General features: G+C 72.2%; 14 protein-coding genes and 1 tRNA gene. 4 read left to right on the top strand and 11 right to left on the bottom strand.

Features of this window, described 5'->3' with window-relative positions; all coding sequences use genetic code 11:
- Nucleotides 1-19: 19 nt before the first annotated feature.
- From JOD48_RS02660 to JOD48_RS19395, 5 genes are all read right to left on the bottom strand, one after another.
- Nucleotides 20-3,118 (bottom strand): Na+/H+ antiporter subunit A, encoded by a 3,099-nt coding sequence (locus tag JOD48_RS02660; protein ID WP_204807206.1) that lies wholly within the window; start codon nt 3,116-3,118, stop codon nt 20-22.
- A 259-nt stretch (nt 3,119-3,377) separates the two neighbouring features.
- Complete coding sequence (locus JOD48_RS02655) at nt 3,378-4,016, bottom strand: PadR family transcriptional regulator (RefSeq protein WP_204807204.1); 639 nt, start codon at nt 4,014-4,016, stop codon at nt 3,378-3,380.
- A 78-nt stretch (nt 4,017-4,094) separates the two neighbouring features.
- Entirely contained in the window at nt 4,095-5,186 is a 1,092-nt protein-coding gene (locus tag JOD48_RS02650; RefSeq protein ID WP_191789810.1) for a hypothetical protein, read from the bottom strand.
- Nucleotides 5,187-5,251: 65 nt separating this feature from the next.
- On the bottom strand, nt 5,252-5,827 hold the full coding sequence (gene dcd / locus JOD48_RS02645; protein ID WP_030151112.1) for a dCTP deaminase: 576 nt from the start codon (nt 5,825-5,827) through the stop codon (nt 5,252-5,254).
- Nucleotides 5,828-5,888: 61 nt separating this feature from the next.
- Entirely contained in the window at nt 5,889-6,425 is a 537-nt protein-coding gene (locus tag JOD48_RS19395; RefSeq protein ID WP_239527314.1) for a TM2 domain-containing protein, read from the bottom strand.
- A gap of 137 nt (nt 6,426-6,562) precedes the next feature.
- On the opposite strand from JOD48_RS19395, the gene JOD48_RS02635 reads away from it, so the two are divergent.
- A tRNA-Gly gene (locus JOD48_RS02635) sits at nt 6,563-6,636 on the top strand.
- 84 nt (nt 6,637-6,720) lie between these two features.
- Here the strand turns inward: JOD48_RS02635 and JOD48_RS02630 are convergent.
- Nucleotides 6,721-6,954 carry a hypothetical protein gene (locus JOD48_RS02630; RefSeq protein ID WP_204807203.1) on the bottom strand — a complete coding sequence of 78 codons (234 nt, stop codon included), beginning with the start codon at nt 6,952-6,954 and terminating at the stop codon, nt 6,721-6,723.
- 113 nt (nt 6,955-7,067) lie between these two features.
- Between JOD48_RS02630 and JOD48_RS02625 the strand changes: the two genes are divergently transcribed.
- The 3 genes from JOD48_RS02625 (at nt 7,068) to JOD48_RS20040 (ending at nt 10,490) form a co-directional block, all read left to right on the top strand.
- Nucleotides 7,068-7,472, top strand: coding sequence for a TOBE domain-containing protein (locus tag JOD48_RS02625; RefSeq protein WP_191789813.1), 405 nt, complete (start codon nt 7,068-7,070; stop codon nt 7,470-7,472).
- The gene (gene modA, locus JOD48_RS02620; protein WP_307823933.1) at nt 7,469-8,317 is read left to right on the top strand and encodes a molybdate ABC transporter substrate-binding protein; all 849 of its coding nucleotides are present in this window, start codon (nt 7,469-7,471) and stop codon (nt 8,315-8,317) included. Before JOD48_RS02625 ends, modA begins: the two co-directional genes overlap by 4 nt.
- A gap of 82 nt (nt 8,318-8,399) precedes the next feature.
- On the top strand, nt 8,400-10,490 hold the full coding sequence (locus JOD48_RS20040) for an ABC transporter permease (RefSeq protein ID WP_204807201.1): 2,091 nt from the start codon (nt 8,400-8,402) through the stop codon (nt 10,488-10,490).
- On the opposite strand, the gene JOD48_RS02610 is transcribed toward JOD48_RS20040, so the two are convergent.
- The 5 genes from JOD48_RS02610 to JOD48_RS02590 all read right to left on the bottom strand — a co-directional run bounded on the left by JOD48_RS02610 (nt 10,475) and on the right by JOD48_RS02590 (nt 16,378).
- Entirely contained in the window at nt 10,475-11,734 is a 1,260-nt protein-coding gene (locus JOD48_RS02610; RefSeq protein ID WP_204807199.1) for an AGE family epimerase/isomerase, read from the bottom strand. The genes JOD48_RS20040 and JOD48_RS02610 overlap by 16 nt on opposite strands.
- Before the next feature lie 120 nt (nt 11,735-11,854).
- On the bottom strand, nt 11,855-12,769 hold the full coding sequence (locus JOD48_RS02605) for a carbohydrate ABC transporter permease (protein WP_191789816.1): 915 nt from the start codon (nt 12,767-12,769) through the stop codon (nt 11,855-11,857).
- Nucleotides 12,766-13,671 carry a carbohydrate ABC transporter permease gene (locus JOD48_RS02600; RefSeq protein ID WP_191789817.1) on the bottom strand — a complete coding sequence of 302 codons (906 nt, stop codon included), beginning with the start codon at nt 13,669-13,671 and terminating at the stop codon, nt 12,766-12,768. The genes JOD48_RS02605 and JOD48_RS02600 overlap by 4 nt, the downstream gene beginning before the upstream one ends.
- Before the next feature lie 182 nt (nt 13,672-13,853).
- Nucleotides 13,854-15,143, bottom strand: coding sequence for an ABC transporter substrate-binding protein (locus JOD48_RS02595; protein ID WP_191789818.1), 1,290 nt, complete (start codon nt 15,141-15,143; stop codon nt 13,854-13,856).
- Between the two features lie 170 nt (nt 15,144-15,313).
- Entirely contained in the window at nt 15,314-16,378 is a 1,065-nt protein-coding gene (locus tag JOD48_RS02590; protein WP_191789819.1) for a LacI family DNA-binding transcriptional regulator, read from the bottom strand.
- Nucleotides 16,379-16,655: the final 277 nt, after the last annotated feature.

The raw sequence follows: 16,655 nt of genomic DNA, 5'->3' as shown, positions 1-16,655 counted from the left end.
AGCAGGTGGTTCGTCAGGCTCATCGTCGCCCCCCTCCGATCTGGTCCGGTTCCATCGCTTCCATGGGTCCTGCGTCCTCCCGGGCGGAGGCTTCGGCCTGCCGGTCGATCTCTGCGCCGAGGGTGCGCAGGATGTCGAGCACCAGGCCCACGACGACGAGGAACACCCCGACGTCGAAGAACAGGGACGTGACCAGGTGGACGGTCCCGATGAGCGGCAGGCTGATGTCGATCGCGGTGCTCAGCAGGACGCTCTTGCCCATGAACAGGCCGATCAGCCCGACCCCGACGGACAGGAACAGCCCGGTGCCGAGCAGCAGGCCCGGGTGGACCGGCGCGGCCTCGCCGAGCTCGTACCGCCCGCCGGCGAGGTATCGCACGATGAGCGCGATCCCGACGACGAGCCCGGCCGCGAACCCGCCACCGGGTGCGTTGTGCCCCGAGAACAGCAGGAAGATCGCGAACACGATCATCGAGTGGAAGAGCACGCGCGTGACGACCTCGAAGATGACCGACCGTCGCTGCGGGGCGAGCGTCCGCCCGGCGCTGAGCCACACGAGCATGCGCGGCTGCTTGCCCGCCTCGGTGGCCTGGTCGACCCCGCGACGGCGCAGCGCGGCCCCTGGGTCCTCCTCGTTGGCCCAGATGCCAGGGGTGGCGCCCCCCGACGACGTCGCGTTGCGCTCGCGCAGGATCTCGCCGCTGCGGGTGCGCAGGAACACGAGCGACGCGACGCCGGTCGCCGCGACCAGCAGCACCGAGATCTCGCCCATGGTGTCCCACGCACGGATGTCCACGAGCGTCACGTTGACGATGTTCTTGCCGTAGCCGTGGATGAAGGCCTCGGCCGGGAAGTCGAGCGAGATGGGGCTCGCGACGCGTGCGAGCGGCACCGTCAGGGCGAAGCCCATCATGACGACGCCCACCGCGACGCCCAGCCCCAGGCGTACCCACCGCGACGCGACGAGCGGGCGGTTGGAGAAGTAGGGAGGCAGGCGGCGCAGCACGAGCACCATGACGACGAGCGTGATGGTCTCGACCAGGACCTGGGTCAGCGCGAGGTCCGGCGCACCGTGGAGCAGGAACAGCATCGCGTTGCCGTACCCGGCGATCCCGACGAGGATCACGGCCTTGAGGCGGCGACGGGACCGGGCGGCGAGGATCGACGCGACGCAGATGGCGGCCACCGCGGCGACCTGCGCCGGGCGGTCCCAGGGCTTGACCTGCTCGGGCCACTGCCCGCCGATGAACATCAGCAGACCGGGCCCGGCGACCAGGACGACGAGGATCGCGCCGAGGTAGAACGGCAGCGAGCCACGCTGGGTGACCGCGGTGACGTCGGCCGCGAAGTCGTCGAGGCGGCGCATGATCCGCCGGTACGTGCGGTCGGCCTCGGGGCCCGTCCACAGGGACGCCTGGAACCGCTCGACCGCGTTGCGCTGCCAGAACAGCACGGCACCGACCCCGAGGATCAGGACCGTGAGCCCCAGGGCAGGGGTGAAGCCCGCCCAGAGGACCAGGTGGCCCGGCTCGCCGACCGGGTACGTGTCGGCGTAGGGCGCGAGCAGGTCCTCGCCGAAGTGCGGCACCAGGGCCGTCGCGAGTCCGAGGAGGGCCAGCACCAGGGCCGGCCACACGAGGAGCGCCGGCTGCCGGTGGATGCGCGCGGGGTCGATCGGGGCGTCGTCGGGCGCGAGTCCCGGGCCGCGCTGCGTGGCGGCCGCCGGCGGCGTGGGCGAGCCCTGCGCCGCCGCGTCCTTGGTGACGGCGTCGACCCGGACGTGCTCGTTGGCACGAGCCACCGCCGCGGCGACGTGCCGCTTGGTCGCGAACGCTCCCCAGAAGAACCGCACCCCGTACGCGACCGTGAACATCGAGCCCACGACCACGCCGATCAGCACGACCGTGTTCACCCAGGCCGGCCCCTCGCCGTGCAGGAGCGACTCGAGCGCGGCCTCCTTCGCGACGTACCCCGCGAGCGGGGGCAGGCCGATCATGGACGCGGTCGCGAGCCCGCCGGCGAGCGCGGTCAGGGGCAGCGCGCGCCCGACGCCCGTCAACCGGCGCAGGTCGCGGGTACCCGTCGCGGCGTCGACCACGCCGACCACGAGGAAGAGCGACGCCTTGAACATGGCGTGCGCGCCGATCATCGCGAGGCCCGCGAGCGCGGCGGACCGCGTCCCGAGGCCCACGAGCAGGACGATCAGGCCGAGCTGGCTCACGGTGCCGAACGCCAGGACGAGCTTGAGGTCGTGCTGGCGCAGCGCCCGGTAGCCACCCAGGAGCAGCGTGCCGACGCCCAGGACGATGACGATCGTGCGCCAGACCGTGGTGTCGGAGTACGCGGGGGCGAAGCGCGCGACGAGGTAGACACCGGCCTTGACCATGGCCGCGGCGTGCAGGTAGGCGCTGACCGGGGTGGGCGCGGCCATGGCCGCGGGGAGCCAGAAGTGCAGCGGGATGAGCGCGGCCTTGCTCGCCGCACCGGCCAGGAGACAGACGATCGCCGCGGTCACGGCGCCCCCCGTCGGCGGGTCCGCGATGATCTCCGAGAGGCGGAACGTCCCTCCCTGGACCCCCAGGATCACGACGCCCACGAGCATCGCCAGACCACCGGCCGTGGTCACGACGATGGCCTGCATCGCGGCGCGCCGGCTCGCCTTCCGGTCCGCGTAGTGACCGATCAGCAGGTAGGAGAAGACGGTCGTGAGCTCCCAGAAGATGAACAGGAGCAGCATGTCGTCGGACGTGACGAGGCCGACCATGGCTCCCGCGAACGCGGTGAGCACGGCCCCGAAGCGGCCGAGTCCCGAGGCGGTGGGAGAGAAGTAGGCCGAGCAGTACACGAGGACCAGCGCGCCCACGCCACCGACGAGCAGCAGCATGAGCCACGACAGGGTGTCCATGCGGAAGGCGAGCTCGAGCCCCAGGCCGGGCACCCACTGGGTGACCTCGGTGGGGTGCACGCCGTCCATGACGCGCGTGGTCCAGCTGAGGGCGTAGACAGCGGCGGAGGCGGGCGCGAGGGCCATCACCAAGAACGCCTTGCGGCCCAGCACCGACACGAGTGCGGGCGCGCCGAGTGCCATTGCCAGATGCGCAACGAGCAGATAGAGCACGTCCGCTCCGTCCTGGTCGGGGGCGGGTGGGCGAGAACACGGACCGCCGGCGCCGCGCGGACCGACCGTTCCTGCTCGACGGCGCGCAGGTGGAGGACGGCCCGGAGACACACCGGGTCCGGTAGGTATTTTACCGTTCGACGAGGCCCTCAAGACCACGCGACGCCCCGTGCACCGGTGGGAGATGTCACAGGTTCAGCGGGAATGCACCGGCGAGCCACGGTTCGGCCACCGACCGGCACGAGCCACCGGAGGCCGGCTACAGGGCAGGGACCGCCTCGTCGACCGCGCTCGTCCCCCAGGCGTCGAGGCCGCGCAGCGTGCCGTCCCCCAGGCGACGGACCAGGACCTCGGTGTACCGCAGCTCGGCGAGGAGCAGCGCGAGCTCGTACTCGGTCTCGGCGGTGAAGGGGGCCGGGACCTCCTCGACGCGGCGTTCCAGGTCGTCCTCGAGCCGGCTGACGGCGACCCGCAGCGCCACGAGACGGGTGCGCAGGAGGGTGGCGGCGTCGTCGGGCGCGAGGACCTGCATGAAGCTGAGCGCCGCCATGAACTGCGGGAACTCCTTGACCGGGGTCTCGAGCAGGCTGCGCATCCAGTCGTCGACCTCCTCGCGCCCGGCCCCCGTGAGCCGGTAGACGGTCCGCTGGGGCCGGTTCCCGTCCTGCTCGGTGCCCGCGGGCTCGATGAACCCGTCGCGCACCAGTGCCGTGATGACCGAGTAGAGCGAGCCGTAGTTCAGCCGGACGGACTCGTCCTTGCGGCCGTCCTTAAGCACGCGCGCGATCTCGTAGGGGTGCATGGGCTTGTCGCCGAGCTGGGCGAGGACCGCGAGCGCCAACGGGTTCCCGCGGCGGCGGGCCGTGGCCGCGCTGCTGCGCACTGCACCCTCCGACATGCCCACCTCGCCCTGTTCACCCGATTCCTGCCGGCCGGTCGAGGGTATGCGGGGCACGGATGAGAGCGCAACCAACCCTCAGACGTCCTGCGGGTCCACCAAGAAGTCGGCCTCGTCGGCGATCTCCCCGCCCACGGCCGCGTAGAGCGCCCGGGTCACGGTCGCGACAAGCTCGGCAGCACGCTTGCGCGCGATCTTCAGCTCGAACGACGGCACCTCCATCTGCGCCTCGACGAGGTCCCGCGGCTCCCAGCGCACCCGGTACGCGACCGCGCCCTGGGACGCCCACGGCAGGTTGCGCAGCAGCAGCGGCAGCTGCTCCTCGCCACCGACCTCGACGGCCACGAGGCCGTCGACGCCCATGTCGATCACGAGCCCGTACCCGTCGAGGATCTTGCCGCTCGTCAGGGCCGCGATGTCGATGTCGTCCGCCTGCGCGTGCAGCGCCCGCCGCAGCTCGGGGTCGAACTTCTCGCCCCGGAACAGCGGCATCTCCCCGATACCCTGCGGCGGCCCCTGGTACGGGCTCCCCTCGGTCGCGAGCACCACGCGGGGGTGCACGGCCCCCACGACGGCCACCGCCGCCTGCGGGTCGAGCCACACGTCCGAGAACACCGACATGTTCACGGCGACGCCCGGGTCCGGGGTCAGGACCACCGCCGGGGACACCGGGTTGCCGGCATCGACCCGGATCGACCCGCCGAGGCGGCGCGCGACCTCGACGAGCCACGCGATCACACGCTCTTCCTCACGCGTCGGCAACCCGGACGCGAAGGCCCGCCCGACACCGTCGCGGTCTCCACCACCAGGGATCGGGGCGTCACCACGGTCGCGGGGACACACGACGTCGAACACCTGCTCCGTGCCCGGCGGCAGGCCGGGGTTGACCCCGTCTGCCGACCACGGCGAGTACGGTCCGGTCAGCGTCGTGTGCCGCGAGGTGCGCAGGACTCCCGGCTCGCCCGGCCTGGCCGTGCGGGGCGCCGGCGTCAGGGGGTCCGTGCCCGACGGCGCCACGTCCCACCGCGCGCCCGCGAACCTGGACACGGCAAGGGTCTCGACCTCGTCGACCTCGACGTCCCCCGGCAGCGCGAGCAGGTGCCGCGCCTGGTGGGCCTGCGCCGACGACGCGGGGAACGGCTGGAGGGTCGGGCTGGTCGGTTGCGACACGGTGGGTTCGGCCTCTCTGCGGTGACGACGTCCGATCAGGCGGGCTCGGTCGAGCCGGCTGGGGATCACACGTCGGTGCGGTGGAAGTTCTGCCAGGAACGCGAGGCCGTCGGCCCGCGCTGGCCCTGGTACCGAGAACCATAGATCGACGATCCGTACGGGTGCTCCGAGGCCGACGACAGGCGGAAGAAGCACAGCTGGCCGATCTTCATGCCCGGCCACAACGTGATCGGGAGCGTCGCGACGTTGCTCAGCTCGAGCGTCACGTGACCGCTGAAACCCGGGTCGATGAACCCGGCCGTCGAGTGCGTGAGGAGACCGAGGCGGCCCAGGCTGGACTTGCCCTCGAGACGGGCCGCGACGTCGTCGGGCAGGGAGACCTGCTCGAAGGTCGCGCCCAGGACGAACTCGCCCGGGTGCAGGATGAACGGCTCGCCCGGCTCGACCTCGACCAGGCGCGTCAGGTCCGGCTGGTCCGTCGACGGGTCGATGAACGGGTACTTGTGGTTGTCGAACAACCGGAAGAACTTGTCGAGCCGCACGTCGATGCTCGACGGCTGGAGCATCGCAGGGTCGTAGGGGTCCAGGCGGACCCGCTGGGCGTCGATCTCGGCAGTGATGTCGCGGTCGGAGAGGAGCACGGGGCAACCGTACTCCGCACCGGCGGGGCGCCGGTGCGGAGTATCGGACCGCGGGGGTACGTCAGCTGCGCAGCGGGCGGCCCGTGGAGTCGACCGAGTACTGACCGCTCTTGGACGTCAGGTAGAGGATGCCCTCGACGAGACCCCAGATCCCGACGAGCGGCGCCAGGAAGCCGAACGACAGGACCGAGATCAGCAGCATCGCCACGCCGATCCCGGTGTACCCGAGGTAGAAGCGGTGGATGCCGAGCGACCCCAGGAAGATGCCGAGCAGACCGGCCGCGAGCCGTGACTTCGCGTTCGGGTCCTCGTAGTAGCCCGGCTGCTGGGCGCCGTACGCGCCGTACGGCTGCTGGTACCCCTGCTGATAGCCCTGCTGGGGGGCTCCGTACCCGTACCCGGGCTGCTGGGCGTAAGGGTCCGTGCCGTAGGCCGAGTGCTCCCCGTACGCGGGCTGCTCGCCGTACGCCGGCTGCTGGGCGTACGGTTCGGTCGGTGCCCCGTACGCGGGCTGCTGCGGCGCCCCACCGGACGTGCCGTACGGGTCCGCTCCAGCCGCAGGATCGGTGGGCTGCTGCTGGTACGGGTTCTCGGACAAGACGCCTCCTCAGGCAGTGCTCGGGCACAAGATGCTGGCATCCTGGCCCGACGTGGGTATGATCGTGGACGCACGCCGGTTCCTCACCGGCTCGCACCGGCCGGAGACGGCCCGCGAGCTGCAGGGTTCCACGTCACGCGGATGTAGTTCAATGGTAGAACTTCAGCTTCCCAAGCTGATAGCGCGGGTTCGATTCCCGTCATCCGCTCCACACGTCGAGAGGCCCCGCACCTGCTGGTGCGGGGCCTCTCGCGTTCGCCTCCGGACGGACCGACGCTCCCGCCCCGCGCCGCCGTCACACCTCGTCGCGCGTGCGGGACCGGACGACGGCGCTCCCGACGCCGACCAGCACGGCCACGCCGCCCAGCACGACGAACAGGATCGGGGACTGCGGTCCGTCCTTGCCGGTCAGCGCGGCGATCCCACCGCCCAGCGCCCAGACGGCGCCGATCACGATCAGTGCGAGCGAGCTCCAGTACCGACGAACCACGAGTCCTCCGATCTTCCCCGCGCACCGGTGCGTGCGCACCGCCCGAGCATGCCACGCCCGGGCCGCCACATAGGACAAATGCGCTGGAACCGGTGCTCAACCGTCACGCGACCAGCCCGGCAATCCGCATCTGCGGGCCTATAGTCGTCCTCATGCCGCACTATCGGATCAGGGAAGCAGCCGACCTGCTCGGCGTCAGTGACGACACCGTGCGGCGCTGGGTCGACGCCGGAGACCTCGACGCGACGCTCGACGGCTCCGGTCGCAAGGTCGTCGACGGCGCGCAGCTCGCCGAGTGGGCTGTCCGCACCGCGCAGTCCGCGCCCGACCCCTCGGGCGTCGCCCGCTCCGCCAGGAACCGGTTCGTCGGCATCGTCACCGGCGTCGTCAGCGACACCGTGATGTCCCAGGTCGAGATGCTGTGCGGCGGACAGCGCGTCGTGTCCCTCATGAGCACCGAGGCCGTCCACGAGCTCGGTCTCGAACCGGGGAGTCTCGCCGTCGCCGTCGTCAAGGCCACCACCGTGATCGTCGAGACGCCAGGAGGCCTCGCGTGACCCGCACCTTCCCCTTCCGCACCGCCCCCCGCACCACGACGCATCCCGCCGCACGCCCCGCCCTGCGCACGCTCACCGCGGGGACCACCGCCCTGCTGGTGGCCGCGCTCGCGGGGTGCGCGGCGCCGTCGGGCACTGCGGACCCCGGAGACACCGGCTCCGCGCCCGCCGCCGAGCAGACGCTCACCGTGCTCGCCGCCGCCTCGCTGCGCGACGTGTTCGCGGACCTCGCCACGGACTTCGAGGCCGACCACGACGGCGTGACCGTCGCCCTGTCGTTCGCAGGGTCGGCCGACCTCGCCGACCAGCTCCTCGCCGGGAGCCCCGGCGACGTGTTCGCGTCGGCAGACACCACGAACATGGGGCGCGTCGTCGAGGGCGGCGACGCCGCCGACCCCGTGGTCTTCGCGACCAACACCCTCACGGTCGTCGTGCCCGCCGGGAACCCTGGCGGCATCACGTCGTTCGCGGACCTGGCGCGCGAGGACCTCAAGGTCGTCGTGTGCGCCGCCGAGGTGCCCTGCGGGGCCGCGACCGCCAAGGTCGAGGCCGCCGCCGGGACCGCCGTCCACCGCGTGAGCGAGGAGGCGAGCGTGACGGACGTGCTCGCCAAGGTCACGGCCGGGGAGGCCGACGCCGGGCTCGTCTACGTCACCGACGCGACCCTCGCGGGCGACGACGTCGAGGTGGTCGACGTCCCCGAGACGAAGACCGTCCTGAACACCTACCCGATCGCCGTGACCTCCGGCGCCGCGGACGCCGCACTGGCACAGGAGTGGCTCGACCTCGTGACCGGGCCCGTCGGCCAGGCCGCGCTCGCGAAGGCGGGCTTCGGGGCGCCGTGAGGCCCGACGACGAGCGTCGCCCCGGGCGAGGTCGCTCCCCTCGCCCGGGCGACGACCCCGCGAGGACCAGGGAGGCCACCTGATGCGCGGGCTCCCCCGCTGGGTCCTGGCCCCCGCGATCCTCGGGGCCCTGTTCGTCGTCGTGCCCGTGGTCGCCATGGTCGCGCGCCTCGACGTCTCCGGGGGCCTCGGGGGGATCTGGGACCTGCTCACCTCACCGACCGCGACCGACGCCCTGTGGCTCTCGGTGCGGACCTCGCTCGTCGCGACCGGGTGCTGCGTGCTGCTCGGCGCACCCATGGCCCTCGTCCTCGCGCGGACCACGTTCCCGGGGCAGCGCGTGGCCCGTGCGCTCGTGCTGCTCCCCCTCGTCCTGCCGCCCGTCGTGGGAGGCATCGCGCTGCTCTACACGTTCGGGCGGCGCGGGCTGATCGGCCAGCACCTGTCCGTCCTGGGGATCGAGGTCGCGTTCACGACCGCCGCGGTGGTCATGGCGCAGACGTTCGTCGCGCTGCCGTTCCTCGTGCTGAGCCTCGAAGGGGCGCTGCGGACCCACGACGCGCGCTACGAGGAGGTCGCCGCGACGCTCGGCGCCTCCCCCACGACCGTCCTGCGCCGCGTGACCCTGCCGCTCGTCCTGCCCGGGCTCGCGTCCGGGGCGGTGCTCGCGTTCGCGCGCGCCCTCGGGGAGTTCGGCGCGACCATCACGTTCGCCGGGGCGCTCCAGGGCGTCACGCAGACCCTGCCGCTCGAGATCTACCTGCAGCGCAGCGCAGACCCCGACGCCGCGGTCGCGCTGTCGCTCCTGCTCGTGGTCGTGGCCGTGGTCGTCACCGCGGCCGTGCACGGAGGGCCGTTCGGCCGCGAGACCCCCGCCGAGGGGGACGGGAAGCCGGCCGAGGGGGACGCGATCTCGGCCGACGGCGACGGGTCGCGTCACCCCCGACGGACCGGTGCGTCACCCGCAGCGGGCGGGTCCGTCCCCCTCGGTGCACCGGTGCGCGTGCGTGTCCGCCTCGCGGAGCGCGGCGTCGACCTCGACCTCACGATCGAGCCCGGCCAGGTCGTCGCGGTCCTCGGCCCCAACGGCGCCGGGAAGTCGACCCTGCTCCAGGCCGTCACCGGCCTCCTCCCCCACCGCGGCCGCCCCCGGTCGGGGTGCCCCGACGAGCTGCGCGTCTCGATCGACGGCACCGTCCTCACCGACACCACGCGCGGCACCGCAGTCCCCCCTCGGCGTCGCGGCGTCGGCTGGCTCACGCAGCGCCCGCTGCTCTTCGCGCACCTCGACGCGGTCGACGACGTCGCGTTCGGGCTCCGCGCCCGCGGTGCGACCCGGCGTGAGGCCCGGGCGCAGGCCCGCGAGCGCCTCGCGACGCTCGACGCGGAGCACCTCGCCGGGCGCCGGCCGCGCGAGCTCTCCGGCGGCCAGGCGCAACGGATCTCGATCGCGCGAGCGCTCGCGACCGACCCCCGCGTCCTGCTGCTCGACGAACCGCTCGCGTCGCTCGACGTCGGGGTCGCGCAGCAGGTGCGCCGCACCCTGCACGACACCCACCGCGCCCACCCCCGCACGACCCTGCTCGTGACGCACGACCTGCTCGACGTCCTCCTCCTCGCCGACCGCGCGGTCGTCCTGGAGCACGGCCGGGTCGTCGAGGACGGGCCGGCGCGCGAGGTCCTGACCCGGCCGCGGTCGCGGTTCGCGGCGCGCCTGGCGGGGATCAACCTGCTCGCGGGCACCGCGACCGACGACGGCGGGCTGCGGCTCGGCGCGGGAGGTGACGCAGCGACCGGCACGAGCAGCGCGGGCACCCCACCCGCCCCCACCACGACGCAGGTCGTGGCCGGGGTCGTGGCCGACGACGAGGGCCTCGTCGCGGGGGACCCCGCGGTAGCGATGTTCGAGCCCCGGGCGGTCGCCATCCACCGCGAGGCGCCGTCGGGCAGCCCGCGCAACGCCTTCGCGGTGACGATCACGTCGCTCGAGCCGCACGGGCAGCTCTTCCGGGCCTGGGGAGAGGCGACGGGACCGCGCGAGGTGCGCGACGCCGTCGGGCACCTCGCCGCCGACCTGACCCCGACGTCCGTCGCCGACCTGCGCCTCGCACCGGGCGAACGCGTGTGGTTCGTGGTCAAGGCGGCCGAGGTGCAGGTCTACCCCACGCGCTGAGCGCGCCAGGCGCGGACCGACTCCGCGAGGCTCCCCGTGACCGGCACGTCCGCGAGGAGGAGCGCCTGCCCCGCGTGGTAGACGTCGGGCTTGCCGCCCCACACCTCGGCCGACGGCCGGTTGTGGGCGTCGAGCTCGTGGTGCCACGAGCCCCGCTCGACGTCGACGAGGTGAGACCGCGCGTACGCCCACCAGTCGTCGGCGAGCCGCGCGTACCGCTCCTCGCCCGTGACCCGGGCGAAGACCTCGGCGGCCGCGATCGCCTCGGCCGCGACCCAGTGGAAGCGGCGCTGCTCGACAGGTCGCCCGTACCAGTCCACGGTGTAGACGAACCCGCCCTCCTCGGGGTCCCAGCCGTCGGCCGCGGCGCGGTCGAACAGGTGGCGGGCGGCGTCGAGGCGGGCCCCCGGTGCGACGGCGACCCCACCGGCCGCCCTGGGGTCCTGCGCCCTCCGCGCCGCGTCGAGCTGCAGCAGCAGGCGTGACCACTCGAACCCGTGGCCGGGCGTCGACCCGTACGGCTTGAACTGGTCGGCGGGGTGGTCGGCGTTGAGCTCTGGCTGTGGCTGCCACGAGGCGTCGAAGTGCTCGACGACCCTCCAGTCGCGCTCGGCCGCCCAGCCGACGACCCGGTCAGCGATCGCCGCGGCGTGCTCGAGCCACAAGGGGTCGCCCGTCGCCGAGTGCGCCGCGAGCAGCGCCTCGACGCCGTGCATGTTGGCGTTCGCCCCCCGGTAGGGCGCGCACACGGTCCAGGCACGGTCCCACTCGTCCCGCAGCATGCCCTGGTCCGCGTCCCAGAACTCCTGGTCGAGGACGCGCAGCGCGTCGTCGAGCAGATCGCGCGCACCGGGCCGTCCCGCGATCGTGGCACTCGACGCGGCCAGGACGACGAACGCGTGCGCGTAGGCGCTCTTGGTGTCGTCGACCGCGTCGCCCGGTCCGCGCGAGGCGAACCAGCCGCCGTCCACGGGGTCGGCGAGGTGGGTGCGCAGCCCGTCGAGGGCCCGGTCCGCGAGCGCGTCGGCCCCGGGCACCCCGAGCAGGGTCCCGAGCGCGTGCACGTGCGCCATGCGTGCGGTGATCCACGTGTGCACGGGCTGGCGCGCGTCGGGGACGCCGTCGGCGTCGAGCCACCGCGCCCCGCCGTCGGGCCCGAGCGACGCCTGCGCGAAGGCGAGCAGCCTGCGCAGCTCGTCGTGACGCCACGCGGCCCCGCCCGTCGTGCGTGCCGGCTCGTCCATGACCGTCATCGTTCCCCGTTCGTCGTCCTTGTCCGAGATCTTCCCCGGACGGGCCCCTGCTCGTCGAATGCTCGTCGAATGCTCGTCGAATGCTCGTCGAATGCCCGTCGAATGCCCGCCTCAGCCCTTGACCGACCCGGACATGAGCCCACCCATGAAGTACTTGCCGAGCAGGATGTAGACCAGGAGGGTCGGGAGCGAGGCGAACAGCGCCCCCGCCATCGAGACGCCGTAGTTCTGCAGCAGCGCACCGTTCGCGAGGTTGTTGAGCGCGAGCGTGACCGGGCCGTTCTGGCTCGAGGAGAAGAACACCGCGAAGAGGAAGTCGTTCCACGCGGACGTGAACTGCCAGATCAGCACGACCACGAAGCTCGGGATCGACAGCGGCAGGACGATCGACCAGTACGTGCGCAGCATGCCCGCCCCGTCGACGCGCGCGGCCTCGATGAGCTCGCTCGGGACGGTCTGGTAGTAGTTGCGGAAGATCAGCGTCGTGATCGGCAGGCCGTAGATCACGTGCAGCACGATCAGCGTCGGGATGCCGCTCGGCAGGTCGAGGCTCAGGACGAGCTGGTTGAGCGGGATGATCACCGCCTGATACGGGATGAACATGCCGAAGAGGATGAGCGTGAAGACGAGGTTCGCTCCCCGGAACCGCCAGCGTGAGAGCACGAACCCGTTGAGCGACCCGAGGAACGCCGAGATGAGCGCGGCCGGGATCACCATCTGGAGCGTGCGCAGGATCGCGGGCGACAGCGCGGTCCACGCGGCCTGCCAGTTCTCCGTGGTCCACACCTGCGGCAGGTTCCACGCGCGGGTCGGCGCCGCGTCGCCCGGTCCCTTGAAGCTCGTGACGAGCAGGACGTAGACGGGCACGAGCACGACGAGCACGAACAGGATCAGGAGCGCGTAGCGCAGCGTACGGGCCACGGAGAACCGCTCGACCGGCTTCTTGCGACGACGCGAGCCGGCGGCGCCGGACCCCGAGCCCGAGCCCGGTGCCGTCGCCTCGACAGGGGTGGTGACCGTGGTCATCGGATCTTCTCCTTGCGGTTCAGGGAGATCAGGTAGGGCACGATCACGAGCGCCACGATGATGAGCAGGATCGCGCCCACCGCGGCCGCGTTCGCGTAGTCGAAGCTCGACTTGAAGACGTACATGTCGACCGCGGGGACCTTGGTCTGGTAGTTCGAGGGCTTGGAGATCGACATGATGAGGTCGAACGCCTTGAGCGACATGTGGCCCACGATGATGAGCGCGGACAGCGCGATCGGGGTGAGCTGCGGGAAGAGCACGTAGCGGTAGAGCTTCCACTCGCTCGCGCCGTCGATGCGGGCCGCCTCGCGCAGCTCCTCCGGGATGCCGCGGAACCCTGCGAGGAAGAGCGCCATGACGTAGCCGGAGAGCTGCCAGATCGCGGGGATCGCGATGGCCGCGATGCCGAACGTGACGTTGTTCCACCAGTCGTTCTGGAGCGCGTCGAGCCCGATCATCTGGAACAGCCGGTTGAGGCCGCTGGCCTTCTCGTCCTGGTTCGAGTTGAGGAGCCAGCGCCACACGACGCCCGAGGCGATGAACGAGACCGCCATGGGGAACAGGTAGACGGCGCGGAAGAAGCCCTCACCCTTGACGGGCTTGTCGAGGAGCCAGGCCCAGACGAAGCCGATGACCATGGTGCCCACCAGGAAGACCACGGTGTAGATCAGCAGGTTCAGCAGCGAGTGCTGGAACTCCGGGCTCGCGAGGAGGTCGAGGTAGTTCTGGAAGCCGACCCTGGACACGGGCGCCTGACCCGTGGACTGTGCGGCCTTGTGCATGTCCGTGGTCGAGGTCGAGAAGTTGATCGCGATGAGGCCGTAGACGAACACCCCCACCAGGATCAGGGACGGGGCGACGAGGAGCAGTGGCGGCCCCCAGCGTCGGGCGGAGTGGATCACCGGTGATCCTCCAAGGGTGCGGGCACGGTCCGGGGCGCTCGCCGCGGGGGTGCGGGAGCGCCCGCCGACCGGTGCGGCGGGGAACGAGGCGGTGCGGCGGGACGCCGCGGGTACGGGACGTGACCGGGCGGTGCCCGCCGCGGGGCTGCGCGAGCAGCTCCGCGACGGGCCCGCCCCGCGCCCTACTCGGCGGCGGCAGCGGCCAGGTCGGCCTGGTACTGCGCCAGGTCGGAGGCGCCGGAGGTGAACTTGCTCGTCGCGTCCGAGACGGCGTTGAGCACGGCGACCGAGGCGGCTGCGCCGTGCGCGAGCGACGGCACGATCGTGTCGTCCGCGAACGAGGTGATGGCGGTCTGCTGGTACTCGGAGAAGTCCGTCGGGTTCGCGTCGGTGCGGGCCGGGATGGAGCCCTTGGCCTTGTTGAACGCCGTCTGGCCCTCGAGGCTCGAGACCGTCTCGATCCAGGCCTTGGCACCGTCGGGGTTCTTGGCTCCCACGGGGAGCGTGAACGAGTCGGCGAGGAATCCGAACATGCCGTCCGTCCCGGGGACCGGGAAGTAGGTGAAGTCGGTGCCGGCCGTCTTGCCGGCCTCCTCGAACGCCGCCACGGCCCAGTCGCCCATGACGTTGAACGCGGCGTCGCCGTCCATGACGAGCTGGGTGGCCTCGGGCCAGTCCAGGCCGTCGCGGTCGGTGTTGGTGTAGCTCATGAGCTTCTCGAAGTCCTCGAGCGCGGCCGTGACCTCGGGGCTCTCCCAGTCGGTCGTGCCGTCCCAGAGCCCGTTGTAGGCCTCGGCACCGAGGTCGGCCATGAGGACCGTCTCGAGCAGGTTGACCTGGGTCCAGGTCTGGCCGACCGAGAGGGCGGTCTTGCCCGTGGCCTGGACCGCGTCGAGGGCGGCGAACCAGTCGTCGAGGGTCGCGTAGGTCGCGGCGGGGTCGAGGCCCGCCTCGGTCAGGACCGCAGGGTTGGCCCAGACCATGTTCGAGCGGTGGATGTTGGAGGGCATCGAGTAGATCTTGCCGTCGACCGTGAGGAGGTCGATGAGGTCCTGGGGGAAGACGTCCGTGACCCCGAACTCGTCGTACAGGTCGGAGATGTCCTCGATCTGGGCGGCGTCGATGTAGTCCGTGAGCTCTGCGCCCGCGTGGGCCTGGAAGGTGTCCGGCGGGTCGTTGGCCTGGAGCCGGGTCTGGAGCAGGTCCTTGGCGGCCGATCCGGCGCCGCCGGCGACCGCGCCGTTCACGAAGGTGTAGTCGGGGTGCTGCTCGTCGAAGACCGAGACGAGGGCGTCGAGGCCGGCCTTCTCGGAACCGGCGGCCCACCAGGTGAAGACCTCGACGTCACCGCCTGCGGCATCCCCCGAGCCACCCGAGGTGGAATCGCTACCAGAGTCGCCGCTGCAAGCCGCGAGGGCCAGGAGGGCTGCGGTGCCCACCAGTGCCCCGGCGACGCGTAATCCGTTACGCATGGGGTCCTACTTTCGTCGTTGACAGCGCTGTCAGGAACAGGTCGAACGTAAGACCGCACCTCTCCCCCTGTCAAAGAGGTACGCCGAATCGTTACCTGCGAGAGACATCTGCGGGGGTCGAAGAGGACGACGACGACAAAGCGGCCGGCCTGACGCTCACCCCGGTCGGGTCATCGCCGGGCCGGGACCTCCACCGCCGCCAGGCGCGGCGCGATCTCCCCGGAACCCCGGGGGATCAGCACGGTCGGGACGACGCGCAGCCGTGGAGCGCCCCCGGGCGACTCGATGCGGTCGACCGCGAGACGCGCGGCCTCCTGACCCATCGCGGAGATCTCGTAGCCCACGACGGTCACGTCGAGGACGTCCGCGAGCTCGAAGTCGTCGAACCCGACGAGGGCGACGTCGCGGCGCGCGCCCTGGACGGTGCGCAGCGCTCGGAGCGCCCCCTGGGTGATCTTGTTGTTGGCGGTGAGGATCGCGGTGGGGGGCTCGTCGAGAGCGAGGAGCCCCTGGACCGCCTCACGGGCCGTCGCGGCGTCGTGCAGCCCGTCGCGCACGTAGCGCTCGGGGTCCTCGATCCCGGCGTCGCGCAGTGCGGCGACGAAGCCCTCGTGCCGTTCGCGGAACGTCCACAGCCGGGACAGGTCTCCGGCGAGCGCGATCCGGCGGTGCCCCTGCGCGAGCAGGTGCCGGGTCGCGGCGGCGGCGCCGGCACGGTTGTCGAGCACGACGGTGTCGGCCTCGATCCCGCTCGGCGGGCGGTCGAGGAAGACGACGGGCACGCCGCTCGCGAGCTCGGCGTGCAGGTAGGAGTGGTCGGTCGCGGTGGGAGCGATGAACAGGGCGGCGACGCGGCGTTCGATCAGCGCGTCGATGAGCTCGCGCTCCTGGTCCGCGTCCTCGTCGGAGCTCGTGGTGATGAGCTGGAGCCCGTGTTTGCGCAGCTCGCGCTCGATCCCTCCCGCGAGGTCCGAGTAGAAGGGGTTGGCGATGTCCCCGGTCACGAACCCGACGAGGCGGGAGCCGCCGCCGCGTGCAAGGTCCGCCGCGACGGCGTTGCGCCGGAAGCCGAGCGCGTCGGCGGCCGTGCGCACCTTGAGGCGGGTCGCCTCGGAGACGCTGGGTTCGTTGTTGAGCACGCGGGAGGCCGTCTTGAGGCTGACCCCCGCGGCCTCGGCCACCGCGGCGAGGGTCGGGCGACCTCCGCCGCGTGCAGTGCGGCCTCCTGAGGCCATGTGCACACCCCCGCACGGTTCGACTGGCGGGGATTCTTCCACACCCCGACTGGCTCCGCCTCGACGTGTCGCCGACGACGCGGTTCGGACGGCCAGGACCGTCCGGCGCTCCTGGGGCGAGTAGACCCGATCTTGACAGCGCTGTCAAGATCAACGCCCACCCTCTGTCGCAGCCTCGCCAGGACACCGCGTCCACCCCCTGCGCCCGGTGGACGCCGGACCGATTCGTGACCATCCGACGCTCTCCGCTAGCCTTCGATCGCCCTGTCGGTCCAGG

The organism is Oerskovia paurometabola (assembly GCF_016907365.1).
GTDB lineage: Bacteria > Actinomycetota > Actinomycetes > Actinomycetales > Cellulomonadaceae > Oerskovia > Oerskovia paurometabola.
This window is presented reverse-complemented; position numbering and strand designations above follow the sequence as displayed.

Excerpts from the sequence above, each read along its gene's own strand:
- JOD48_RS02655 (WP_204807204.1), bottom strand. The coding sequence starts at position 4,016 with ATGTCGGAGGGTGCAGTGCGCAGCAGCGCGGCCACGGCCCGCCGCCGC.
- JOD48_RS02625 (WP_191789813.1), top strand. The coding sequence starts at position 7,068 with ATGCCGCACTATCGGATCAGGGAAGCAGCCGACCTGCTCGGCGTCAGT.
- JOD48_RS20040 (WP_204807201.1), top strand. The coding sequence starts at position 8,400 with ATGCGCGGGCTCCCCCGCTGGGTCCTGGCCCCCGCGATCCTCGGGGCC.
- JOD48_RS02610 (WP_204807199.1), bottom strand. The coding sequence starts at position 11,734 with ATGGACGAGCCGGCACGCACGACGGGCGGGGCCGCGTGGCGTCACGAC.
- JOD48_RS02605 (WP_191789816.1), bottom strand. The coding sequence starts at position 12,769 with ATGACCACGGTCACCACCCCTGTCGAGGCGACGGCACCGGGCTCGGGC.
- JOD48_RS02595 (WP_191789818.1), bottom strand. The coding sequence starts at position 15,143 with ATGCGTAACGGATTACGCGTCGCCGGGGCACTGGTGGGCACCGCAGCC.
- JOD48_RS02590 (WP_191789819.1), bottom strand. The coding sequence starts at position 16,378 with ATGGCCTCAGGAGGCCGCACTGCACGCGGCGGAGGTCGCCCGACCCTC.